Source organism: Paenibacillus sp. FSL P4-0127 (assembly GCF_038007325.1).
In the GTDB taxonomy this organism is placed as follows: Bacteria; Bacillota; Bacilli; order Paenibacillales; family Paenibacillaceae; genus Fontibacillus; species Fontibacillus macerans.
In genome coordinates, this window is record NZ_JBBOWY010000001.1 from 447971 (window position 1) to 470025 (window position 22055).

20 protein-coding genes and 1 other RNA gene are annotated in these 22055 nt (G+C 49.0%); 8 read left to right on the forward strand and 13 right to left on the reverse strand.

The genetic code is table 11. The features are described from left to right. Nucleotides 1–287: 287 nt before the first annotated feature. Nucleotides 288–1145 (reverse strand): LysR family transcriptional regulator, encoded by an 858-nt coding sequence (locus tag NYE74_RS01830; protein ID WP_124333700.1) that lies wholly within the window; start codon nt 1143–1145, stop codon nt 288–290. 133 nt (nt 1146–1278) lie between these two features. Here NYE74_RS01830 and NYE74_RS01835 point away from each other — a divergent pair, with 133 nt between their 5' ends. Continuing rightward, nucleotides 1279–2271, forward strand: a complete 993-nt coding sequence (locus tag NYE74_RS01835; protein WP_155619691.1) for a zinc-binding dehydrogenase — start codon at nt 1279–1281, stop codon at nt 2269–2271. 12 nt (nt 2272–2283) lie between these two features. Here the strand turns inward: NYE74_RS01835 and NYE74_RS01840 are convergent, their stop codons facing one another. The 3 genes from NYE74_RS01840 to NYE74_RS01850 form a co-directional block, all read right to left on the reverse strand. Then, the gene (locus NYE74_RS01840) at nt 2284–2496 is read right to left on the reverse strand and encodes a cold-shock protein (RefSeq protein ID WP_036627034.1); all 213 of its coding nucleotides are present in this window, start codon (nt 2494–2496) and stop codon (nt 2284–2286) included. 81 nt (nt 2497–2577) lie between these two features. Continuing rightward, nucleotides 2578–2778 carry a cold-shock protein gene (locus NYE74_RS01845; RefSeq protein ID WP_036627035.1) on the reverse strand — a complete coding sequence of 67 codons (201 nt, stop codon included), beginning with the start codon at nt 2776–2778 and terminating at the stop codon, nt 2578–2580. 416 nt (nt 2779–3194) lie between these two features. Continuing rightward, entirely contained in the window at nt 3195–4355 is a 1161-nt protein-coding gene (locus tag NYE74_RS01850) for a cobalamin-independent methionine synthase II family protein (protein WP_341004565.1), read from the reverse strand. 189 nt (nt 4356–4544) lie between these two features. Between NYE74_RS01850 and NYE74_RS01855 the strand changes: the two genes are divergently transcribed. Further along, entirely contained in the window at nt 4545–4850 is a 306-nt protein-coding gene (locus NYE74_RS01855; RefSeq protein ID WP_213511338.1) for a hypothetical protein, read from the forward strand. Between the two features lie 431 nt (nt 4851–5281). Here NYE74_RS01855 and ltrA (NYE74_RS01860) read toward each other — a convergent pair whose 3' ends face one another. From ltrA (NYE74_RS01860) to ssrA, 6 genes are all read right to left on the reverse strand, one after another. Beyond that, nucleotides 5282–6577 (reverse strand): group II intron reverse transcriptase/maturase, encoded by a 1296-nt coding sequence (ltrA, locus tag NYE74_RS01860; RefSeq protein ID WP_213511364.1) that lies wholly within the window; start codon nt 6575–6577, stop codon nt 5282–5284. 682 nt (nt 6578–7259) lie between these two features. Then, on the reverse strand, nt 7260–8471 hold the full coding sequence (locus tag NYE74_RS01865; RefSeq protein ID WP_240752271.1) for a HEAT repeat domain-containing protein: 1212 nt from the start codon (nt 8469–8471) through the stop codon (nt 7260–7262). Nucleotides 8472–8972: 501 nt separating this feature from the next. After that, complete coding sequence (ltrA, locus tag NYE74_RS01870) at nt 8973–10364, reverse strand: group II intron reverse transcriptase/maturase (protein WP_036621729.1); 1392 nt, start codon at nt 10362–10364, stop codon at nt 8973–8975. A 527-nt stretch (nt 10365–10891) separates the two neighbouring features. Continuing rightward, nucleotides 10892–11671 (reverse strand): sensor domain-containing protein, encoded by a 780-nt coding sequence (locus tag NYE74_RS01875; RefSeq protein ID WP_036627054.1) that lies wholly within the window; start codon nt 11669–11671, stop codon nt 10892–10894. Nucleotides 11672–11937: 266 nt separating this feature from the next. Next, complete coding sequence (locus NYE74_RS01880) at nt 11938–12549, reverse strand: DUF4352 domain-containing protein (RefSeq protein ID WP_036627056.1); 612 nt, start codon at nt 12547–12549, stop codon at nt 11938–11940. A 195-nt stretch (nt 12550–12744) separates the two neighbouring features. Next, nucleotides 12745–13113: a transfer-messenger RNA gene (ssrA, locus tag NYE74_RS01885) on the reverse strand. A gap of 374 nt (nt 13114–13487) precedes the next feature. Between ssrA and NYE74_RS01890 the strand changes: the two genes are divergently transcribed. Beyond that, the gene (locus NYE74_RS01890) at nt 13488–13820 is read left to right on the forward strand and encodes a DUF2167 domain-containing protein (RefSeq protein ID WP_036627058.1); all 333 of its coding nucleotides are present in this window, start codon (nt 13488–13490) and stop codon (nt 13818–13820) included. A gap of 368 nt (nt 13821–14188) precedes the next feature. Here NYE74_RS01890 and smpB read toward each other — a convergent pair whose 3' ends face one another. Then, nucleotides 14189–14668: an SsrA-binding protein SmpB gene (gene smpB, locus NYE74_RS01895; RefSeq protein ID WP_036627059.1), complete on the reverse strand. Its 480-nt coding sequence runs from the start codon at nt 14666–14668 to the stop codon at nt 14189–14191. A 160-nt stretch (nt 14669–14828) separates the two neighbouring features. On the opposite strand from smpB, the gene NYE74_RS01900 reads away from it, so the two are divergent. Then, nucleotides 14829–15266 carry an immunity 22 family protein gene (locus NYE74_RS01900; RefSeq protein WP_213510869.1) on the forward strand — a complete coding sequence of 146 codons (438 nt, stop codon included), beginning with the start codon at nt 14829–14831 and terminating at the stop codon, nt 15264–15266. On the opposite strand, the gene NYE74_RS01905 is transcribed toward NYE74_RS01900, so the two are convergent. Next, a complete protein-coding gene (locus tag NYE74_RS01905; RefSeq protein WP_227872969.1) occupies nt 15263–16480 on the reverse strand; it encodes an MFS transporter in 1218 nt (405 codons plus the stop codon). The genes NYE74_RS01900 and NYE74_RS01905 overlap by 4 nt on opposite strands. A 301-nt stretch (nt 16481–16781) precedes the next feature. Between NYE74_RS01905 and NYE74_RS01910 the strand changes: the two genes are divergently transcribed. The 3 genes from NYE74_RS01910 to NYE74_RS01920 all read left to right on the forward strand — a co-directional run bounded on the left by NYE74_RS01910 (nt 16782) and on the right by NYE74_RS01920 (nt 19594). After that, entirely contained in the window at nt 16782–17450 is a 669-nt protein-coding gene (locus NYE74_RS01910) for a FadR/GntR family transcriptional regulator (protein ID WP_341004567.1), read from the forward strand. A gap of 78 nt (nt 17451–17528) precedes the next feature. Continuing rightward, a complete protein-coding gene (locus tag NYE74_RS01915; RefSeq protein ID WP_341004568.1) occupies nt 17529–18896 on the forward strand; it encodes a uracil-xanthine permease family protein in 1368 nt (455 codons plus the stop codon). Between the two features lie 41 nt (nt 18897–18937). Beyond that, on the forward strand, nt 18938–19594 hold the full coding sequence (locus NYE74_RS01920) for an isochorismatase family protein (protein WP_036627061.1): 657 nt from the start codon (nt 18938–18940) through the stop codon (nt 19592–19594). A 64-nt stretch (nt 19595–19658) separates the two neighbouring features. On the opposite strand, the gene NYE74_RS01925 is transcribed toward NYE74_RS01920, so the two are convergent. After that, nucleotides 19659–20366, reverse strand: coding sequence for a MurR/RpiR family transcriptional regulator (locus NYE74_RS01925; protein ID WP_341004569.1), 708 nt, complete (start codon nt 20364–20366; stop codon nt 19659–19661). A 394-nt stretch (nt 20367–20760) separates the two neighbouring features. Here NYE74_RS01925 and NYE74_RS01930 point away from each other — a divergent pair, with 394 nt between their 5' ends. Then, a complete protein-coding gene (locus NYE74_RS01930) occupies nt 20761–22029 on the forward strand; it encodes a cation:dicarboxylate symporter family transporter (RefSeq protein WP_124333560.1) in 1269 nt (422 codons plus the stop codon). The last annotated feature ends 26 nt before the right edge of the window (nt 22030–22055 follow it).

Here is a 22055-nt window from a genome sequence, read left to right on the forward strand (position 1 = left end):
ATGCCAGCGCAGCCCGTTCGCGTGGGCTAAACAGCGTTGATTCGCGCCAAATCGAGATGTGGTAAAGGCGCAGCTCGCTTTCGCCATGGATCTTAGCCTCCTTTGTTAATCACACTCGAAAATATAACGACGATGCGATTCATTCTGTGACATTCTAGTGCAGCGCAAAGCGGAAGCTGCTGGCGGCTCAGTCGGAAATAGAAAAAGCAGCCATCACAGAGGAGACTCTGCGATAGCTGCATTCTCAATTGGTACACTAGCCGCTATTGATCGTTGTGGGTTAACTATTATTGCTTCGTTTCAATAAGTTGTATTAATCTTGACAACGCACTAGAGTATATTGAGCCTTGTCTATACACAAACCATACCTCCAAATTTCGGTACTCTTCAGGTAAACTGTGGAAAGCGACTTTGCCTGCCTCTTCCGCTTTAGCAATCGACGATCGCGGCAACATAGACACGCCGAGCCCAGCGGAAACCCCATCCAGAATAACTGCTAATGTTCCAAACTCCATAATCTGATATGCGGTCAGGCCAGTCCCTCTCAGAAAGCTCTCTGCTTTTGCCCGATGCGTACAACCAACATCGAAAAACAACATCGGCTTCGCAAGCAACTCGTGCATGTCGCTTTTTCCCGGCTCCGAGATCAGCACCAACTCCTCTTCGAAAGCCGCGGCATGTTCTATATCCGGATCGTCAACCGGACCATAAACAAACGCCCCATCAAGCTCGTAATTCAACACTTTTTGCACGAGAGCATGTGTAACACCCGTAGTGAGCGATAAATTCACATCCGGGTATTGTAATCGATATTCGGCCAATAGGGGGGTCAGATGAATGGCCGCAGTCGTCTCAATAGAACCTATCCGAAGAGGCCCTGCAGGATGGTCGGAGTATTGTGTAGTTTTCACAGCTTCGTCCAGCAGAGTCAGTATTTTATCCGCATATCCCAATAAATTTTCGCCAGCCGGAGTTAGCGTCATCCCTCGATTGGATCGCCGAAAAAGAGGGATTCTCAGTTGAGCCTCGAGGTACTGAATACGATTCGTCACATTAGACTGTACGTAGTTCAACATTTGCGCCGCCTTGGTTATGCTCCCCTCTCGAGCTACAGCTTGAAATATTCTCAAGTCTCCGCTTTCCATTTCCATATCACCTGCTTGGTATGATCAGTTTTGATACTCACATTCGATTTTGTTCATTTTACTGTATGATTCCCGCTCTGTACAATTCAAAATATAGAGATTCATCAAAATACGAATGACTGGAGGATTTAGGATGAAAGCAATCGTACATGCTGGGATGAACGGCTTAAAGGGCTTGAGATATGAAAATGTGATTGATAAACAGCCAGGCTTCGGTGAAGTAAAAGTAAAGTTGAAAACAGCAGGGTTGAATCATCGGGACTTATTTCTCATGGAGGATCGAACAAATGAGGATGCACCCCTGATTATGGGTTCGGACGGCGCGGGAAGAATTGAAGCGGTAGGTGAAGGCGTAACGAACCTTACAGTAGGTTCCAATGTAATCATTAATCCGTGTATCGGATGGGAATTCACCCACAATGTCCCGGCCGTTCCGGCTATAGTAGGCGGTCCTTCGAGTGGCACACTCGCCGAGTCTATCATCATCCCCGAACAAAATGCCGTCAGCAAACCAGCTTACTTGTCTTGGGAAGAAGCTGGAGTGTTGCCCTTGTCTGCCTTGACGGCCTATCGGGCTTTGTTCACGAGAGGCCGCTTACAGCGAGGCGAACATATCCTTATTCCAGGGATTGGTGGCGGTGTGGCAACCTATGCTATGCTTATGGCTTCAGCGGCGGGTGCACGCGTCAGTGTCACATCACGCAGTCAAACAAAAAGGCAAGCCGCTCTTGCATATGGGGCAGATCTTGCCTTTGACAGCCATAGTGATTGGAAGGACAGTATGAAAGGAGAACAAGTGGATCTCATCCTGGACAGTATCGGGCCGGCTACGTTCCAACATTACTTTGATATCATTAAGCCGAATGGCCGTATCGTCACGTTTGGCGCAAGCTCAGGCGACCGAGTGGAATTAGCGGTACGATCCATATTTTACCCCCAAATCAGTATCATCGGCACCTCAATGGGCAGCAGCGAAGAGTTTATGGCTATGCTTCAATTTATGGAACTTCACTCGATACGCCCTATCATTGATAGTGTGTATCCTTTACAGGACACCTTTCGCGCCTTTCAGCGAATGCAGCAGGGGGAGCAATTGGGCAATATTGGAATAAGAATACAAGACTGATCCTCGCTCTATCTAGTTTTTCGTCTGATTAGGGCTTGTATTCGCTAAGATTGGCAGCATCTTCTCGCCTTTCTCCATGAAGGAATTGCACTGGGCACACACTGGCTGAGCCAAAAAAACGAAGTTATCCCTCATCCATCCGTTACACTTTTCATTGGTGCATGACCATATTATTGTCATTTCTTCTGGAAGATCACCCGTTAGTTTTTTCCGTGAATAGTACAAGCGGCATCCTTCTTTCTCTCCAGGAATAATGTGCGAAAAAAAAGCCCCACGAGGTTTGGGGCTTTGCAATAGCAGTCTTACTTACAGTTTAACAACATTTTCGGCCTGCGGGCCGCGATTGCCTTGTACCACGTTAAATTCAACGCGTTGTCCTTCGTCCAACGATTTAAAGCCGTCGCCAACAATCGCGCTGAAGTGCACGAATACGTCGCTGCCGCCTTCAACCTCGATGAAACCAAAGCCTTTTTCCGCATTAAACCATTTTACTGTTCCTGTTTCCATGATTCATTACCTCCACATGTTCATTTTTGATATCCTTTAAAATTTCCAAAAAAAATCACATATTATACAAGGTTAAGCCCATTAAAATCCTAACCCTCTATAATATGTGACTTCAGGTTGAAATTTCAATGAATTAACTATAACACATCTGAAGTTCGTTTACAACTTTTCTTTCATATCTTGCCCGCTTCGTTTTCCATTATACTTTAAACTGCGATATCCCAGCCGCCGCCTGACGGAAAGAGCCGCGAGAATAGTATCGATATACAAAATTAACCATTGTGGTTTTGTATGGACAAGGGTTCAACTTTCCGCGGGGAGTCGAACCCCTGTCCGATGACAACGCCACACAGACTTCTACAGGTGCAGTGACAGTTTTGATGTCACCCGAAAATCTTCACTTCGAGCGACAAACATTATTTGCTCCAATATTGCCGGGCTATTCTTTGTCCTTGATTAATTTTCGCCCATTGCTCAGCCTCGGTTAATTCATTACCCCCGTCACAAGAGGCAAATCCGCATTGATGGGATAGCAACAATCTATCCTTGTCAATAATGCTCGATGCCTCATCAAGCAATCTGAATACACGCTCCTCATCGTCAAGCGTATTCGTTTTAGATGACAACAAGCCAAGTACAATTTCTGTTTCCGGCTTATCCTTGAAGACTTCAAGCGCCTCAAGTGATCCTGCACGTTCATCATCCCATTCAAGGAAGAAACGGTCATATTTAAGCTGCTTCAAGAACAGATTAGCAATTTTCACATAGGAGCCGCCCCCCATATTACGGGAATCATAGTTGCCACGGCAATTGTGCGTCCACATTTTCAAACCTAAACGATGACCAAAATCAATCAATGTATTGTTAATGTCAATAAATTCAGCAGCAAGAGCTTGTACTTCCTCTTGATTAATATTTTCACCGGTATACGGAGAATTCGGGTTGTCATCCGCAAACAGTTCCCATAAGCAATCGTCAAATTGCAAAATTTTCCCGCCAGCAGCAGCAAATTCCTCAACAAATTCCTTATATGCCTTGACGAGGCCGTTTTTAAGCTCATGTCTATTTTTATAAACCGCATCTTTGCCGCCAATGTTGTCCGACCATGACAACTCACCAAAAATATGTGATGGAGAAGGTACGCACAGCTTCGTTTCACGGTCGCCAGCAAGAGCTTGGAGTTTTTTGAATATTCCAATGAAATGATGGTTCTTTCCGCTCAATTCGCCTGTAATGCGCAAACCAATATCTTTTCGCGTCTCATATTTCGAACTTCCATCAACGTCACGGAAAAAATATCCATGATCCGCAATATAGCGCTTAATTCCTTGAAATCCCCAAACGAAATCCAGGTGCCACATGGATTTGGAATATTCACCATCGGTAATAATTGACAAATCATGCTCGATTTCTTTTTCGACTACAGCCTGAATTGCCTCCGTTTCACACTGCTCATAGCCCTCAAAATCTTGATAAAATGGATAGCTGATATCATCACGATGTTCTATTTGCGTTTTATATTTTAATAGTTCAGACGGTCGCAACAAGCTGCCTACGATTTGGAATTTACTGCTCATTCAAAAAACCTCCCCGATCTGTCTCATGTTAAATCGTAATGCTTTGATTGTAGCATGGAAGGGGGGTTCCTACGTAACACTCAAAAGTCATAACTAGTTATAGCTTATAGCTATAACGGGTAATCACTTCCCTATAGGCATCTGCATACGATGGAGAAAATGAATGAATCTGAAATGGAGGTCGCGACCATGAACTTGCAACAGCAGAGGAAACAAGAACACACACTGTATCGAATGGATCCAACTACTAGGCATAACTTAAAATCCATTCAAGATCATATAGCAAATATATGTAACAACCATGTTAATACACTTGTTCGAGTGGAGACCGTAGATGGCGATGTTTTTGAAGGAATACTTATCCACTGCGAAAAGGGAATTTTATACTTAAGACTACCAAGCCATGTGACTAGTCGAGGTTTTGTTCCGGGTTACTACAATGATTTCGTTTTACCCCTGGTGCTGTTCAACTTACTCGCCATTTCATTATTATAGGCCTGGTCAAGCCTAACCTTCTAATTTAAGGAGTGAAATCTTATGGCATTTACACCGCCTTTTGGACCCCAAGGAACACAGCGGCCACCCTCCTCCCCTCCTCCACAATTCATACCACCGCAACCCGCGGCTGCAGCGTTCGCCATCGACCCCGGAGCTATTGCCGGTTGTTTATTCCGCAACACATTTGTATGGCTGAGAAATGGGAACGCGTTCTGGTTCTTCCCAACCTTTGTAGGGCGTACATCCGTTGCAGGTTTTAGATGGACCGGTCGAACATGGGTGTTTACTGGAGTCGATCTAAGAAGAATTGTGTCATTTACATGTTTTCTAGAGTAAAGGGCAGATAAATTCTGCCCCTCCTCATCAAACCGTACGTGAGGTTTTCCCTCATACGGCTTTCCGATGTTCGTCATCCATGTGCATGCAGATTACAAGAGCGTTTTGAGTTCAAATTGACTGGTCAAGATTTTAATCTCGCGGAACGAACTCATCCATCGTCTGCGTTGGCGTTTCTTGGCGTACCATCTTGCAAACATTTGCAAAATGTACCAATCCATTTTTGCCATCTTTCGCTGACTGTAAGCCGTACAGTAGTAATTCCTCCATCCCTGAATCTTGGGATTCAGCCAGTTCACATGTTCTAATAATGACTTATGTCTCATGTTCGGTGGAGCCAATCGTTTCTTAACGACTTCCCGGATCCGTTCTTCCGCTTTCCGGGTCAACCATTGCTGCGTGGTGTAGTACACACGCCCTTTGGAGGTTTCAGCCTTCGTTTTACGATGGTGCATACCTAGAAAGTCGAAGCCTTCTTCTCCTGTCCATAGACCGACAATGCGTGTTTTGGTCGGATGCAATGTGAGTTCGAGCCGTTCCATGATCGCGCGGATCAGCTGGTGGGCTCGCTCTGCCTCCTTCCTCGTTTTGCACACAACTACGAAGTCATCTGCATAACGCGTAAGTTCTCCAATCCCACCACCGCCATGTCGTTCCCACAGAATGTCAAAGTAGTTTAGGTAGATGTTCGCTAACAGCGGAGAAATGACCCCGCCTTGCGGCGTTCCTAAATCTGAGCGTCTTACCTTTCCTTCTTCCATTACTCCCGCGTTTAACCACTTCCGTATTAGCTTCAAGATGCGTCTGTCGCTGACTCGCATTTCCACCAGCTTCATGAGCTTCTCTTGATTAATATTGTCGAAGTAGCCTTGGATGTCGACGTCGACCACCCAATTGCCTTTGCGGTTGCATGCCTTCCGGATTCGGTCGAGCGCTTGCTTCGCGCTTTTCTTCGGTCGGAACCCAAATGAGGATTCCTGAAAGTCCGTTTCAAAGATCGGTTCTATGACCAACTTCGTTGCCATCTGTATGACGCGGTCTCGGACAGTGGGTATGCCGAGCGGCCTTTGCTTCCCATCTTTCTTCGGGATGTAGTGCCGTCGAACAGGCTGTGGATGGTAGTTGCCTTCCTTGAGGATGCGGTGGCATTCTTGCAGGAAATGATGTTCTCCCTGCTTCACGATGTCCGACAGCGTTTCGCCGTCCACTCCCGCTGACCCTTTGTTAGCCCTAACTCTTCTCCATGCTTCCCACAGAAAGTCCATTCTGTAGACCTTGTCGTACAGCGCATGGAATCTGCGCTTCTTGCTTTCCTTGGCCGCATGACCTAGTTTCTCTTGGAGTTGTTGAACGTTTTCCTTTGGTGTTGTTAGCCGCTTGGCATTCACTGACTCGTACCTCCTTAAGAAACTTGAACAAAGCAGGGCTCCTTCCCTCCCGCAGGTTATGTTGTCCTGCGGTTCTTCAGTACTACGAGCCCCTCGGACTCCCTTCCTGCGAATAGCTCACTTCACCTTTTGGTTTATAGAGCATCCTCTTACGAAAAAAAAAAACTTCTTCGTGCAGGGGAGGGTCTCCCCAGTTCACTGCGTCTTCTTTCATACCATGCCGATCCCCATACGCCGGAGGGCTCTTCGCTGTCGCTCCAAGTTTAAAACAGCTTCCTTGGCCTTCGTCCATGTTCACGAGACTCGGCTCCCTCTCTTCCCTCTTGCGAGGCCTTTTTGACGACGCGGCAGGATTCACTTTATGTTACGGCCTGGTATGTTGCTCGCCCTGTCACAGACAGGTACTTTCGTCGATACGCTTTTACGCACAGATTTCGCCATACGCAAGTATCCAAGCTACGCGGGGACTTGGCTCTTCCCGCGACCGGACTTTCACCGGCTAGAAGATGCGTGCGTCTGGGCACGCTAGACAGAAAATAGCGACCTGTTAAGGTCGCTTTTCTGTTACTGCATATGAAAGTGAACGAACCGTGGCTTAGCAAAGCCATAATTCGCCACAGGGAACTATTTTACTTGGATGTTCCCTCCAATTCGCATCTCCATAGGTTCTATTTGTATCCGCCTACGCGCCGCAGCATTTCTTGTATTTCTTCCCGCTTCCGCAAGGACAAGGATCGTTGCGTCCTACTTTATTCGGGTTAGAATAAGGTGTGTTTAGACCACCTTGGAGTCCGGGGATGGCGAACATTTGCTCCAGTTCCTGCTCATGCCTGGCCTGCCGCGCTTCTTCCATATCAAGCTCCTTCTTCCATTGCGGTAATAAAGGATGCGGCGTGTTTGAGATTACGCAGTAACCATAAATCGACTCCGTAAGGCTCATTAGTCCCCGGTCGTAACCTTCTTCCACCATCGCCTGGACCAACGGAAGGCCCTTGCTTGATCCTAGCTCGCATAGACCATCCGCCAACCTGGTCGCAAAGGTAAGATTCTGTTCTTCCGGCAGCAGCGTTAGCAATGCCTCTTCCGAGGCGGGCAGCTTGATTCTACCGAACACATCGGAAGCATACAACCGGAAATATTCTCCGTTAGCAGCAAAATACCGGTCGGCCAGCGTCGTCACAACCGAGGTTGTCCCGATATGAACAAGCGCCTCTATGGCCTTTTCTGGAAGCCATTCATCCTTCGCTCCCAATAAGCCGCACAGCAAAGGAATGGCCGCTTCCAGCTTCATTGCACCCGCCAGCTGAGCAAAATAGGAGGTTTCATAACCATAACTTAAGTCATCCGGATTATAAGCATCCAGCTTCTGCAGTACGGTATCGGGGTCGATACACTTTCGACGAGACAGCTCATTCACGATTTCGTCACCATACGTTGTATCGAGCTCATTTATATATTTATCGGCGGATTGCTCAATAAACAATTGGAAGGCACTTACTAGTTCCTGATCGTCCATAATCGAAAGATTGCGCTTTTGCTGCACCCGTTTTTTCCAAACCGGATCTTTCTCGATGAACTCCACAAAGGGGTCCAACAACTGGGGATCGCTATGATACAACATATTCTTCAAGTGGAATTTCGTATTATTATCGTATGCCGGTGACTGACACAAGGCCAGCAGCTCGCGGATCGTCTCTTCGGTTTGCGGGAACTTATATCCTCGGAACAAATGAATTTTGGCCTGCTTAGATTGCTTCAGTTTTTCTAACAATAGCGGCATTAAAGCAGTATCATTTTCATATAGAAAGCTGTCTTCAAAATATCGAAGAGCGGTATTGCTTACAATATGCTCCGGATGCAGGATATAACTCTTTACTTGTTCAGGATGGAACATAAACATTTCCCTTTCTCATCTTAAATCGTTATTTTGCTGCAGGTTCCCTAGAGCCGCCGGCAACTGCGGCGGTATTTTGTGCTTGTTCGCCACATAATGGGTGGCGTAGTGCCGCTCAACTTTCGGATCACCGGACTTCGAGAAACGAAGCGGCTGCTTCGGACCTTTGCCCCGCCTATGGCTTCAAATCTAGCTCCCGCGCTTTCTCGCGAAGTATTGACATGATGTAGCTTAAATGCGATAGATTAGTCAATAATGCCATCACACACTTTCGGAACTACATACGATTATACCACATCAAAAATAACCGTCACTTACCGCAAGCAAGTAGGATATCCAAGTTCACATCCATCCATATTGAGATTGTTAACCATGATTTATACCAATTCAGTGAATACGGCGGCACGGCTGCATCGTGTGTAATCGAGTAGGAGAGGGTGACTAACCCCCGTCCTCTCACACCACCGTACATGCGGGTCCGCATACGGCGGTTCCAAAAGGTTAACAAAGCTCCAGGTAACGAGAAAGCAAACTCTTCAGCCCTTTCACTTCCCAGTAGGAAGTCGGAAGGGCGTTATTTGTGTTTCGAGACATTTCCCATGCACCCCGGCGGGAGTTTGCCATAACATAGCAGGCCCATTCTGGGACTCCGAGTGCCCGAAGTTCACGAATTCGGGTGCGTACCCGCTTCCATTGTTTCCATAGGCACATTCGAAGTCTTCTTCGAATCCACTGGTCGAATCTTTCACAGTGGCTCTTCGCCGATGCGATTCGGAAATATCCAATCCATCCCATGAGGTAACGGTTCAGTCTAGATATACGTTCCTCCATGGAGACTGATTGGGTACGGTTTGTCAACTCCCGGATCTTCTCTTTAAATCGAGAGATTGTCTTGGGAGCCAATCGAATCGTCGCCTGTTTATTCGACAGGAAACTAAAGCCAAGAAACTTCCGGTTCCATGGCCTGTCCACTGCACTTTTGTCCCGATTCACTTTCAGTTTCAACTTTCCTTCCACAAATCGTGTGACCGATTCCATGACTCGTTCACCTGCTCGCCTGCTCGCTACAAAGATGTTGCAGTCGTCCGCGTAACGAACAAACCGCAGCCCCCTCTTTGTCAGTTCTTTATCCAAATCATCGAGTAAGATGTTTGCCAGAAGCGGACTTAGCGGACCGCCTTGCGGAGTTCCCTCGTCCGTCTTCTGGCAGATGCCACCTTCCATCATTCCGGCTTCCAAGTAGGCCCGAATCAGCTTCAAGACTCGCTTGTCTGTCACTCTCCTTGCCACTCTTGCCATGAGAATGTCGTGGTTCACCCGGTCAAAGAACTTTTCCAAATCCATATCTACGACCCATCGCAGACCGCTTTGGATATATCGCTGGGCTTGCTTCACGGCATCGTGTGCTCTCTTCCCCGGTCTAAAGCCGTAGCTGTACCAAGAGAAGGGGGCATCGAAAATCGGGTTCATCACTTGCAGAAGTGCTTGTTGGAGGAAGCGGTCCATCACGGTCGGGATACCGAGCAGCCTTACACCGCCTCCGGGTTTGGGGATTTTCACCCGTCTGACAGGTATCGGTCTGTACGTTCCCGTTAGGAGTTCATCTTTCACCGTTTCCCAGCGTGTGTTCAGGTAAGCCTGTAGCCCCGCTACCGTTACTCGGTCTACACCGGGGGCACCTCCGTTTTGTACCACTCGCTTATAGGCGAGCCTGAGGTTCTCCCCTTCGAGCATTCGCTCCAACAAGTCGTTACTTGCCTCGTGAGAGGAAGGATCGATTTGTGCCGATGAAGAACTCGGCGCTCCAACATACCCTGACGGCTTCACCGCTTCTCTTTGTTGGCAGCTCCCTTTTGGGATATTCGGCTGTCTTTGCTCTTCACGCGAACGCATCGGTTTCCTCTCTCCTTTCGGTTCGGCCCTTCCGCTTTCCGGCGTCCCGTACTTGCGTACTATGGCCTCTGCTGACTCCTGCGGGTTCAGCGCAGCCTCTCGGTTGCGGTTACGAAGTGACTTCGCATTTTTTTTTTCTCCCGCAGGCCTCCCCAGATAAGAACGTCATCTTTCCGCCCACGACCACTGGAGTTTACAGGAGTGATCCTTGGCGGCTTTGGATTTCGCTGTGTTATGGCAGCTCATCCGGTTCATCCTGCCTCAAATCCAGTTTGTGTACCTTGGCCCGTGCTTTTGCCTCCGGCTTCCTTCAGATTCCACCTCGCGATGGACACCCTTGCCCTTGGCTAGCGGTAGGCGCTCGCCAGCCCCCGCTCGGGACTTTCACCCTATAGATGACGCCCATGCTGGGCGTACATAGAAAAAAGAGTTCTGTCATCGTGACAGAATTCTTTTGTTTTGCCGTTTTTCCAAAATGGAGAAACCTATAACTGCCGAGTCTTATTACTAGCTCCTAAAGCTCTCTTTTATGCGAGCCACATCTTCTCTTGCGCCGGCTGATTTCCTTGGTACCCATCATAATCGGACTGAACGGGTGCATGGAATTGTGCTTCAACTGGCATTGACGGCGGCTGATAGGACTCGTCCACATACATGATTCTACGCTGAATTTGCATGAGCCCATTCACAACGCGAAGCGCGATCCAAAATAGTACAAGACCAACGCCTACGTATAGCAGATATTGCTGACTATAAGTCCAATCGACATGAAAATAACGGAACAAGTTATTCTCTAGAATATCCAGCTGCATCTCATTCATCAAAATGATATGCACAACGGGAAGCGCAATAAATCCGAGTCCTAGTGCAATTGCCGTCACCATCACAACGAAGAAAACAATGCCTGTTATAAATCTAAGTAATACGAGCATCAGATTTCTAATGAATTGTCCACCGTCAAACCCCTTCACCATTCGCTTCAACCAATTCTGCCCAACTTCAGGCTGTAGTTGGTTTGGAACCGAAACAGGAGGGACCGGTAAACCTAAAATATGTCGAATTAGGCCTTGTTCAAAATTTACAATCCCATTTAACAGCTTAGCCACTCCAAAAAACAGCGGTATCCCGATAAATATCGGAGTCAAACCAATGGATAAGGCAAGCCCCGTGATCGCTAGTGTCAAATAGATTATCCCTAACGGGAGCGAGAGCAATAAATAGAGGATCGTTGCATAGGTTTTAGGATTAAAAAGCACCCAATTCACCTTACCCGCCCGCGCCATTGTCGTCGCTTCTACTGCCTTCAATTCAAACACTCCTTTGGCTTCATAAGTCACGCTCTGAGTTATAAATCCATTATAACTGCCTTATTTACCCGGCATAACCGTCTTAGGGGGGTGTTTGAACCTGGACTTTAGGCTAGGGCTGGGGGATATTCTCTGTATAGGCTTCTTCACTAGCGAACGAAAGAGGGAGGCAAGTTCCTTTGAAGCGATGGTTAACTCCAAAAAAACCGCAAGCCCCGGGGAGAAATCCCTTACGCTTGCGGTTTCTTTCATAGTAGCAACTTCGGCTATCTTAAATTAATAGTGGCCTTGTCCTTATCTTTTGCCAGCTTTAAAATCAAACCATCTTTTGATTTAGCTACTTCGTCAGGAACTTCCATTACAACAAATCCGGTTTTTGAAGATAATGGCTTAATACTTTCATTGCTAAGGTCTTTATCTATCATCGTGATCGTATATTTATATTCATATTTGTCCTTAAATATCGCCTTCATCTCAACTCCGCCAATCATTGACGTAAAGTTGTCTGCTTCCGTTCCTTCATTGGAAACCGTATAATTTAAAATTAAAAACTTATTGCCCTCATCCGCACTAGAAGAAAAGTATTCATCACTGACTTTTTGATTGAACTCAAAGGAGTCCAGCACAACTTCCCAATTGCTCAATTTGAACTTGTCCCCTACTTTGTAAGCAACCTCTTCCGGCTTTTCAGGCTCCTTAGCCGGTTCTGCTGTATCAGCCTCACCTTTTTGCTCATTATTTACGTTCTCTGCAGTGCCTTGATCCTTTACGGAAGTATTGGCATTCTGCGTTCCTGATGATGTAGACGCAGCACCTCCACATGCAGTAACCAGTAATAACAGTGCCAAAAGTAATACTCCCAAACTAGTCTTTCTCAAAATCTACTCCCCCTTTTCTACATATTACCACATATTACGAGTTTTTTGGTTCCTGAGTTTCATTTTTTTCAATATTTTGCCTTTCTCTCGTCCCAAATTTATAAGTCACTACCTGAACCATGAGTAATCTTCATTGCGTAATTTATATGAGGATGCAAAAAAGCGACCAATCACGGTCGCTTTTTCTCATGCTAATTATGGAGGCGAGGGGAGTCGAACCCCTGTCCGAAGGCAACGCCACATAGGCTTCTACGGGTGTAGTGACAGTTTTGATGTCACCCTAGAGACTCCCCGTCACCGGATTCTCTTCGGGTCAGCCTGTTTGTCTTCTTCAGCTAGCCGCAGGCGGAGACTAGACAGCGTATCCCACTATAGGTTGAGCTTCTATCCCGGCACATGGGCGATGCAGGGTAGAAGCCTGGAGGCCGTTATTAGGCGGCCAGAGCCAGAGTTGGTTGTTTAGCTTTGCCGTTTAAATTTGGCGTTAGCGTTGATAAAGCGGACGCTCCCCACTACCCGCTACCCATGCTCGATCTACCCCCGTCGAATCCAAAAAACGCCCCCGAATTTTGAATTAAACGGCTGAGCATGGAGTACTGTAATCACACTGTTGTGATACGAACTACATTTTATGTTACGAACTTAGTATAGCACATTTTGAGCACTAAATGACTTGTGGGTTGCTGGAAACTCAACTAAGTTAGGGAATTTTATTGTACCAATTCACCGTAAGGAAAGCAAGCTCCATCCCCCCATCATAAACAGAGGTGCATTATGCTGATAATTTTGGAAATACACCCGATATAAAGGAGTAAAAAACAAACGGAGGGACTTGTAGGCGTTGCTGCTCCAGGATCACCAGGGACAGGATATATTGAACCTCTCATGGCTAAAGCCACGAGATTCTTGGGTAGCCCGTTCTGCTAAACAGCATTCTCGTGTCCGATCCGGCAAATTTGAACGCCGACCGTAAAGTCATGGAAGCGGAAACCCTGCCGGTATTGACTGTCAATGCAGGACAAACGTACAACGATTATGACCCGGCTACCGGCAAAAAGCCTTCCGCAGGGTTAACCGGCCTCATTCTTGGCGGCGCGGGCCTGGCCGTGGCCAAAAAAGCAGGATTGCTCCATCATAGCGGTCCTTCTCAAGAAATTCTGATTTTTGATCATTGTTCCGTTTGCATGGGTATTAAAACTGTTCCGGGGCAAAGGCAAGTGGCCGAAGCACCGAGGACTTCGGCTCTTTCCGATCAGTGGACGCTTCTCTAACGAACACCAGCGACCATATCCGCCCATTTCCCGGTTATTTCCCAGCCAAACGGCACTAGCGTTACATTTAATCCGACAAGATACATTTTCTCCCCATCAGGTTCTAACGGTCGCCGCAGCCGCTATTCGCTCCAATATCGCCGTTTTCAATTTCCAACGGTTGCCATAGCGCTTATTTAGCTAAAACCCGGCTATTTGGGCTCGAATTAGAGCAGATAACAGCGCTCACAACCGTTAAAATTTAGAAAGGGGCTTTTTGGGCAAAATAACGACTAATACAACCGTTAGATTTCTGGATATAACCAAAAAACCTCAGACTAACCATAAATCCATGGTTAAATCTGAGGTTATCATCATTTATAAGGTTACTAACGAGCCACTTTCTGCTTCTCCCGCAACGCGCGTTGGATATCGCGCTGGGCGTCGCGTTTGGCGGCGGAATCGCGCTTGTCGTATTGCTTCTTCCCTTTGCCCAGGCCCAGGAGCAGCTTGGCGTAGCCGTTGCGGATGTATATCTTCAGCGGCACGATCGTATAGCCTTCCTGCTTGGACAAGCCGAGCAGCTTGCTGATTTGCGCTTTGTGCATCAGCAGCTTGCGCGTCCGTGTCGGATCGGTCGGATTAAACCGGTTGCCCTGCTCGAACGGGCTGATGTGCATGTTGTGAATATGGATCTCGCCGTTTCGGATCGTTGCAAACGCGTCCCCGATATTCACCCGGCCGTTACGAACCGACTTGATTTCCGTCCCGGTGAGGACCATGCCCGCTTCATAGGTATCTTCGATGAAATAATCATGGGAAGCTTTTTTGTTTTGCGCCAGTACCTTGCCATCATTTTTCTTGCCCATGTTCATCCTCCTTCTGAAGCCCCGCGGGGCAGTGTTTACCAGACATTTATTGTATCAACTCCAGCGGTTAAAAGCAAGAATGCGCCAACCCGTTTTCATCTTGCGGCGTTCCAGGTTATGATGAAGAAAACATATGAACAATATGGAGGTTAAGCCCGAGATGCCCCATAACGCAGACGACAAGGAACTTCGTCCCGCTTCCGGTCCATACCCGGACCAAGTATCGCTTTGGATCGGCCGATTCGCTTCGGAGGAAGCCCTGGACGAGTATCTTCGGTTTGATTATTCCGATGAAGCCAAGCAGCGCGATCCGCAAATTTGCCGGGATTTCAGAATGGAGTCTTTTGACGAAGACTTCCGCGAGGCTTTCCTGGTAGAGACGGATCAAAGCAATTATGCGAACTGGCTGGAAGGCTGCTCGTATGACGACCAATTAATCTCCCAATTTGAAGCATCAGGCTGGCCGGAACCGCCGGAGCTCGAGGGCATGAACGCCGTCATATTATTGTACGATTATAGCTACGACGGAACGGTTCCGGTTGTCCAAAACAGCCAGTATTCCGTGCGCTTTATCGGCAGCGTAGTTTATGAGGACTAGGAGTGATCCTTTCTCTCCTGTATCCCCTGTCCCTTGCGAATCAATGCCGAACACAACAAGGCGAGCGAAAGAAGGCCGGCAAACACTTGAAAAGGTAAAGAAGCGTGATTCATCCCCAACAAATTGGCCGTAAGAATCGGACCCGCACTCGCTCCAGCGAATAAAACAAAAGTATACAAGGATGTCGCAACCCCTCTGTTCCCGCTCCCGATTTCCCCGATCAGCGAAATCAGCGCAGGCACGATCACGGCAATGCCGGCCACAAACAGGATGCTCATTACGGCATAAACTACCGCCGACTGAACAAAAGACATCATCACCAATGCCGCGATCGAGCAAACGAGTCCGGTGCGGAGCACAGGCAGCATGCCCCATTTTCGGCATATTCGCCCGGCAAAGAAGGAAAGAAACATCCCGATCATGCCCAGCGAGCGCACGCCCAGAACCTCCATCTCGCTCAGCGAATACGGCGGTTGGCCGAGCAAGGCGCCCATCGCGCTGTACATGCCCACAAAGCAGAGCAGAATCGTCACGGTAATGCCATAACATAACAAAAGATTTCGATTTGACAGCACCGCGTACCAGCGGCGATCCTGCCCAACCCGGCCCTGCCGCGCCTGTTCCGCCGGAACCGGCGGCAGCCACACGATCACAAGGCATAATAGCGCAGCATAACCTGCCGCCAGCAGCCTAAACACCCAAGGCCATTCCAGCAGCGCGGCAAGCGAGCTCGCCCAGACCTGCCCAAAGATCCCCGCCATTAAAAAGCCCGAGCTAATAAATCCTATAGCCGTCACTCTTTGCTCCACGGGAAAAACTTCTCCCGCATAAGTTAAGGCCACGGGCGAAAATGTCGCGGCCGCCGCCCCCTGCAAACATCGCAACGCGATCAATCCTCCAAAGCTCCCCGCAAACCCCAGACACGCGGTGGCCAGAACCAGAACGCCAAGCCCCGCAACGATTACCCTTTTTCGGCCAAGCCGGTTCGATAAAGGGCCATAGACCAGACACCCGGCGGCAAAAAACAAGGAAAAAGCGCTCCCCGCCAAAGCCGATTCACTTGTCCCGACGTGAAATGCACCGGCAAACACGGGAAGAAGGGGGACCGTAACATATAAGGAAGACAGGATGAGCAAGGCGGCCCCAAATAACAGCCACCGGATCAGCGGGTAATTGTTGTGAACCCATGGCGGGTTATCCATTTTAGTTTTCATAGGTGCTCCTATTTTTCAAAAATAATGAAAATGAGTAGATCATCAGATGTTTGATCGTGGGATCGTAATTAAGAATACGCCCGTTTTAGAGTTCATGTCAAGGATATTATGTTAGGTTATATGACATAAATACAAAAAAGTTCTTGTGTTTCGACATTTTTCCGCATATAATGTGAACCAACAAATGAAAATGAGCAGTAAAAATTTCATTTCGTGTGATATTATATAACATAATAGGAGGTGGCACATCATTACTTACACCGAATTCAAAGCCATACCCCGGCGAAAATTGGTCGATGAAGTGTTGGATCAAATGCAAACGCTCATCCGGTCAGGCCGTTACAAAAGCGGGGACAAACTGCCGCCGGAACCCGAATTGATGAAGCTGCTCGCGGTAGGAAGATCCACCGTCAGGGAGGCGGTCAAGGTGCTGACGCATGCCGGTCTGCTGGAAGTGCGCCAAGGAGACGGAACCTATATTCGCGCCTCTTCCGCAGGACTTGCCGCGGTAAGCCAAACCCAAACTCCGAAGAACTACGCTCATATACTTGAGGCGCGCAGGATTCTCGAAATCGAAGTAACCGGGCTGGCCGCCTTAAGAAGGACGAATGCGGATCTTGAAGCGATGCGCTCTTTTCTGGATCAACGGAACGAAGCTTTGGAGAAGGGCCGGTACGCGGAATACGTTGAAGCGGATATTTCCTTTCACATCGCGGTAGCCCAGGCCGGCAAAAATGAAGTGCTGCTGGAAATGTATAAGGTCGTGGCCGAAAGCTTGAAGGAAATGCTCAGCCAATTGCTTCTGGACACACGGCAGTACGAAGATAACACGGTTTACCATGATGCGGTTTATGCCGCCATTGAAGCGGGAAATAGCGATGAAGCCAGAAAATCCGCCATCCAAAATCTCGACGCGGTCCATCGCTCACGTGTTCCCTTGCTCTCAAGTTTACCATTTCTAAACATCTGATGATCTCTTCTTTAACTGTAAACATCCGATGATATGTTGAATGCTCTGCTCGAAAATATAATTTAGGGGTGAACAGCTATGAATCATGAGCACGAGAATAACGAAACTTTGCACGTCGGCATCGAGGACAAGCTCTCCACCGGCGCCAACCTGACCTACGGTTTTCAGCATCTGCTGGCGCTTACGGGCATTTTTCTTTTCCCGGTATTAATCGGCCAGGCTTTGCATCTGGAGTTCCAAACGATCGGTTATTTGATTCAAGCTTGTTTCTTGACGACCGGGCTCGTGACGATTCTGCAATCGGGAAAAATGCTGCGGCTCCCCGTCGTGCAAGGGCCGACCGCCGCGTTTTTCGTGGCCGTGCTTTCCGCAAGCGCCAGCGTCGGATTGGGAACGGCCTTCGGATCGATGGCGGTGGCGGGCGTCATTTTTATGCTTCTGGCCCTTCCGATCCGCAAATTCGGCCTAATCGGCCATATCAACAAATTCATCGCCCCGCCGATCGTTTATGGCACGCTGCTGATCATCATCGGTGCGCAGCTCGCCGATATCGGCCTTAAAAATTGGTTCGGCAGCGCGAATATAGGCGTCAATTTCGCCGCTTCCATCGTCACGGTCGTCTGCGTGCTCGCCCTTATGATTTTTGGCGGCAACACGATCCTGCGCCGGGGCGCGCTCCTGTGGGGGATTATTGCCGGAACCTTGTTTTTCGCAGTGTTCGGCAGCGTCGATTTCTCGGCGGTAGCCACGGCCGGCTGGTTCCGTTTGCCGGAAGTTTTCCCGTTTGGCTTCGGCGTTTCCGTCCCTGTCGTTATTCTCATGCTGCTGGCTTTCCTGCAGGCTTCCGCGGAGGCGGTAGGCATGTATACCCTGCTGACCAAATGGGGGAACCAAGAGCTCGACAGCACCCGGGTTAACCGCGGTTTGTTCGGTGAATTTCTCGGCTGTACCCTGGGCGCTGTCTTTGGCGGGCTGGGCACGACCTCTTACCCGGAAAACATCGGCATCGTCCGCGTCTCGGGCATCGGCAGCCGCTATGTCACCATGACCGCCGGTATCATGGCCGTGATTTTAGGCCTCATTCCCAAAGTCGGCTTGTTTATCGCCTCCCTGCCCAGCGCCGTTTTATCCGCGGCCTCCACGATTTTGTTCGGCATTATCGCCATCAGCGGGATTCAAATGGTCAGCAAGGTCAAGTGGGATGAACTGAATCTCGCCGTCGCCGGCTCCTCCTTTATTATCTCGCTGGGGACGATGTACTTGCCCGCCGAGCTCACGGCCGGCTTGCCGCTGGCTATCCAGAGCGTCGTCACCCAGCCGATGCTGGTAGGTGTAGTTATGCTGATCGTTTTAAACACGGTGGTTAATGTATGGATTCGTCCTGCGCTCGAACGGCGGGCGTCGGGGGGCGGTTCACAGGACTCCATTCCTACAGAGGCCGCCTGACGCGGCATATTCATTCCGACTTATAAGGAGAGTGTTTCTATATGAGCTTGAAAAACAAAGTAAAATGGGAGATTGATCCCGCGAGAACGGCCGTTATCGTAGTGGATATGCAAAACGTGTTCTGCAAACCGGACGGAGCGCTGTATGTGCCGCGGACCGCAGGGATCGTCGACAACATCCGCCATCTCACCGGCGCGGCCAGAACAGCGGGCATGCCCGTGATCTACCTGCGCCATATCGTCCGGGGCGACGGCAGCGACACCGGAAGAATGAAAGATATGTATCCGAATGTGAACGAGATCCTGAAACGCGGCACCCCCGGCGTGGAAATTATTGAAGAATTAACCCCGCTCGCCCAGGATATTATCGTCGACAAGCTGTTTTACAGCGGTTTTCACGATACCGATTTGGATACGGTCCTGCGGGCAAAAGATATTAACACGATCATCATCTGCGGCACCGTGACCAACGTGTGCTGCGAAACGACCGTCAGAGACGGCGCGCACCGGGAATATAAAGTGATCTTTCTGAGCGACGCGAACGCGCCTATGGATTACCCGGACATGGGCTGGGGGGATATTTCCGCCGAGGAAATCCAGCGCGTAACGCTGACCGTTATCGCTTACGAATTCGGTCAAGTCAGTTCAACCGCCGAAGTCCTTAACGAAATTCACACGAAAACAAAAGCGGCCCGCTGATGGGAATCAGGGGCTTTCAATCTTAACACAACAAATGCATTCATCCGGCAGGGTGAGTGCTTTTTTATTTTTCGCCGCCTTCTACGCTCATAACTTCCCCTTCACGCCTTCCCCCGCGGCAGCTTGCCGGCATATCTCGCCCGCAGCTCGCCCAGATATTCAAGCTTGGACAGCACTTTTTCCTTATTAAACAGCCGATGCTCAAAATCATCTGTTCGATCAACAACAGCGGCGTGACCATGGAGTGGAATTCTCCCATTTCGCCCCGGCTGACGTAAAAAGCCGCCTCCACCTGGGCCCCGTACCGGAACTTCTCGCGATCCGTGATCATCACGGCTGAGCAGCCCACCCGCTGTACGCAATCCAGGATCACCTCGGTTTCGGGGAGCAGCCGGGTGAAATTAAACAGCAGCACCACGTCCTCCCGCTGCACATGTGCCAGCGACTCCAACAGCTCATGCCCGCTGGCCGCCATCATCCGCACCGACATGCCGAACCGGGACAAGCGGTAAAACAGCAGGTCCCCCAAAGCCACCGCGGGCCCCGGGGCGTACACGTAAATCCGCCGGGCCCCGGCCATGAGCGAGCCGGCGAGCTTCAGCTCCTCCGGGTCCGCGTCTGCTCCGCCGTTTCCCGCAAATGGACCAGCGATTGCTCCAGCTTCTGCAGCGGCAATCTGGCCGGATCCATCTGTGAAATCGTCTTTTCCAGCTTCACCGCCGGGGTCGTTGACTCCGCGCTCCAAAAAGCTGAAATTATCCCATCTGCGCATGAAAAAAACAAGGCACATCAAAATAAGTCGATAGCACAAAAACCAAAGGAAACCGCTCCGGTTTATTTCTTTTCCAAGGAGAGAGAGCATCCCAAATGCGGATTACAAGTTCAGTCATATCAAAGTTTCGGATAAATAAACAATACAAAAAATTGCTGATTTTGTAAAAGTTATGTGCTATGATAACGTAGCGAAAAATATACAGGACAACCCTGTAAACGGTCAGCATCTTCCTAAAAGGCCCTAGATCTGCGCAAAAAGTGTGAAAAGGAATTTCTTTACATTGAGAAAAAAACGGATTGACTACTATATGAATTTTTGACAAATTTCGACTAACTTTTGTCGATTGTGTACCGATATATACAAACTTCAGAAAGGACTGCGAGGTGTCAGCATGAAACGGTTCGGGTTAGCCATTCAGATTGTAATCGGTCTATTCCTTGGTATTTTGGTAGGTGCTATCTTTTACGGCAATCCTGAGGTGGCGAGCTACTTGCAGCCGATTGGCAACATTTTTATCCGGCTGATTAAAATGATTGTCGTTCCTACCGTCATCTCCACGTTGATCGTTGGGGTCGCGGGTGTGGGAGACTTCAAAAAGCTGGGGAAGATCGGTGGAAAAACGATATTGTATTTTGAAATCATTACCACGATTGCGATTATCGTCGGCCTTGTTGCGGCCAACCTGTTCCAGCCAGGTGTCGGGGTTGACATGACGAATTTGACCAAAACCGATATCCATCAGTACGTGAAGGCGGCAGAAGCGACGCAAAGCCACAGTTTTGTCGATACCTTTGTCAACATCGTGCCGAATAACGTCTTCGAAGCGATTGTCAAAGGAGACATGTTGGCAATCATCTTCTTCTCTGTCCTGTTTGGACTCGGGGTTGCTGCAGCTGGAGAAAAGGGCCAGCCTGTACTTCGTTTCTTCCAGGGTGTGGCGGACGCCATGTTCTGGGTCGTGAATACGATCATGAAGTTTGCGCCGTTTGGTGTTTTTGCATTGATTGGCGTAACCGTCTCCCAATTCGGTCTTTCTTCGCTCGTTCCGCTGGGGAAGCTGGTCATTCTCGTACACATAACGATGCTGTTCTTCATTTTGGTTGTACTCGGCGGCGTTGCCCGGATGAGCGGGGTTTCAATCTTCTCCATCATCAAGATCTTGAAGGACGAGCTGCTCCTGGCCTATTCCACTGCCAGCTCAGAGTCGGTGCTTCCGAAGATCATGGAGAAAATGGAGCGTCTTGGCTGTCCAAAAGCCATTACATCCTTCGTCATACCGACGGGCTACTCATTCAATCTGGACGGCTCCACGCTCTATCAGGCGCTGGCTGCCCTGTTTATCGCCCAGATGTATGGCATACACATGCCGATCAGTTCGCAAATTACGCTGATGCTGGTATTGATCGTCACATCGAAAGGGATCGCGGGCGTGCCTGGCGTATCCTTTGTCGTACTGCTGGCGACCCTTGGCTCCGTCAACATTCCGCTGGAAGGCCTCGCCTTCATCGCCGGAATCGACCGTTTGCTGGATATGGCCCGCACAGTGGTAAACGTCATTGGCAACTCTCTTGCCTCCGTCGTTATCTCCCGCTGGGAAGGCCAGTTCGACCAGGCAAAAGCAAAAGAATATATCCGTGAAGCCACATCCAAAGTGGCGTAAACGAGCAGCGGATCCTTCCCTGGAAT

What these genes read in the sequence shown, in the direction of transcription:
- NYE74_RS01850 (WP_341004565.1), bottom strand. Translation starts at nt 4,355, where the DNA reads ATGAGCAGTAAATTCCAAATCGTAGGCAGCTTGTTGCGACCGTCTGAA.
- NYE74_RS01845 (WP_036627035.1), bottom strand. Translation starts at nt 2,778, where the DNA reads ATGGAAACAGGAACAGTAAAATGGTTTAATGCGGAAAAAGGCTTTGGT.
- NYE74_RS01865 (WP_240752271.1), bottom strand. Translation starts at nt 8,471, where the DNA reads ATGTTCCATCCTGAACAAGTAAAGAGTTATATCCTGCATCCGGAGCAT.
- NYE74_RS01905 (WP_227872969.1), bottom strand. Translation starts at nt 16,480, where the DNA reads ATGAAAACTAAAATGGATAACCCGCCATGGGTTCACAACAATTACCCG.
- NYE74_RS01920 (WP_036627061.1), top strand. Translation starts at nt 18,938, where the DNA reads ATGAGCTTGAAAAACAAAGTAAAATGGGAGATTGATCCCGCGAGAACG.
- NYE74_RS01925 (WP_341004569.1), bottom strand. Translation starts at nt 20,366, where the DNA reads ATGCGCAGATGGGATAATTTCAGCTTTTTGGAGCGCGGAGTCAACGAC.
- NYE74_RS01855 (WP_213511338.1), top strand. Translation starts at nt 4,545, where the DNA reads ATGAACTTGCAACAGCAGAGGAAACAAGAACACACACTGTATCGAATG.
- ltrA (WP_036621729.1), bottom strand. Translation starts at nt 10,364, where the DNA reads ATGCGTTCGCGTGAAGAGCAAAGACAGCCGAATATCCCAAAAGGGAGC.
- smpB (WP_036627059.1), bottom strand. Translation starts at nt 14,668, where the DNA reads ATGGGCAAGAAAAATGATGGCAAGGTACTGGCGCAAAACAAAAAAGCT.
- NYE74_RS01830 (WP_124333700.1), bottom strand. Translation starts at nt 1,145, where the DNA reads ATGGAAAGCGGAGACTTGAGAATATTTCAAGCTGTAGCTCGAGAGGGG.
- NYE74_RS01915 (WP_341004568.1), top strand. Translation starts at nt 17,529, where the DNA reads ATGAATCATGAGCACGAGAATAACGAAACTTTGCACGTCGGCATCGAG.
- NYE74_RS01900 (WP_213510869.1), top strand. Translation starts at nt 14,829, where the DNA reads ATGCCCCATAACGCAGACGACAAGGAACTTCGTCCCGCTTCCGGTCCA.
- NYE74_RS01835 (WP_155619691.1), top strand. Translation starts at nt 1,279, where the DNA reads ATGAAAGCAATCGTACATGCTGGGATGAACGGCTTAAAGGGCTTGAGA.
- NYE74_RS01930 (WP_124333560.1), top strand. Translation starts at nt 20,761, where the DNA reads ATGAAACGGTTCGGGTTAGCCATTCAGATTGTAATCGGTCTATTCCTT.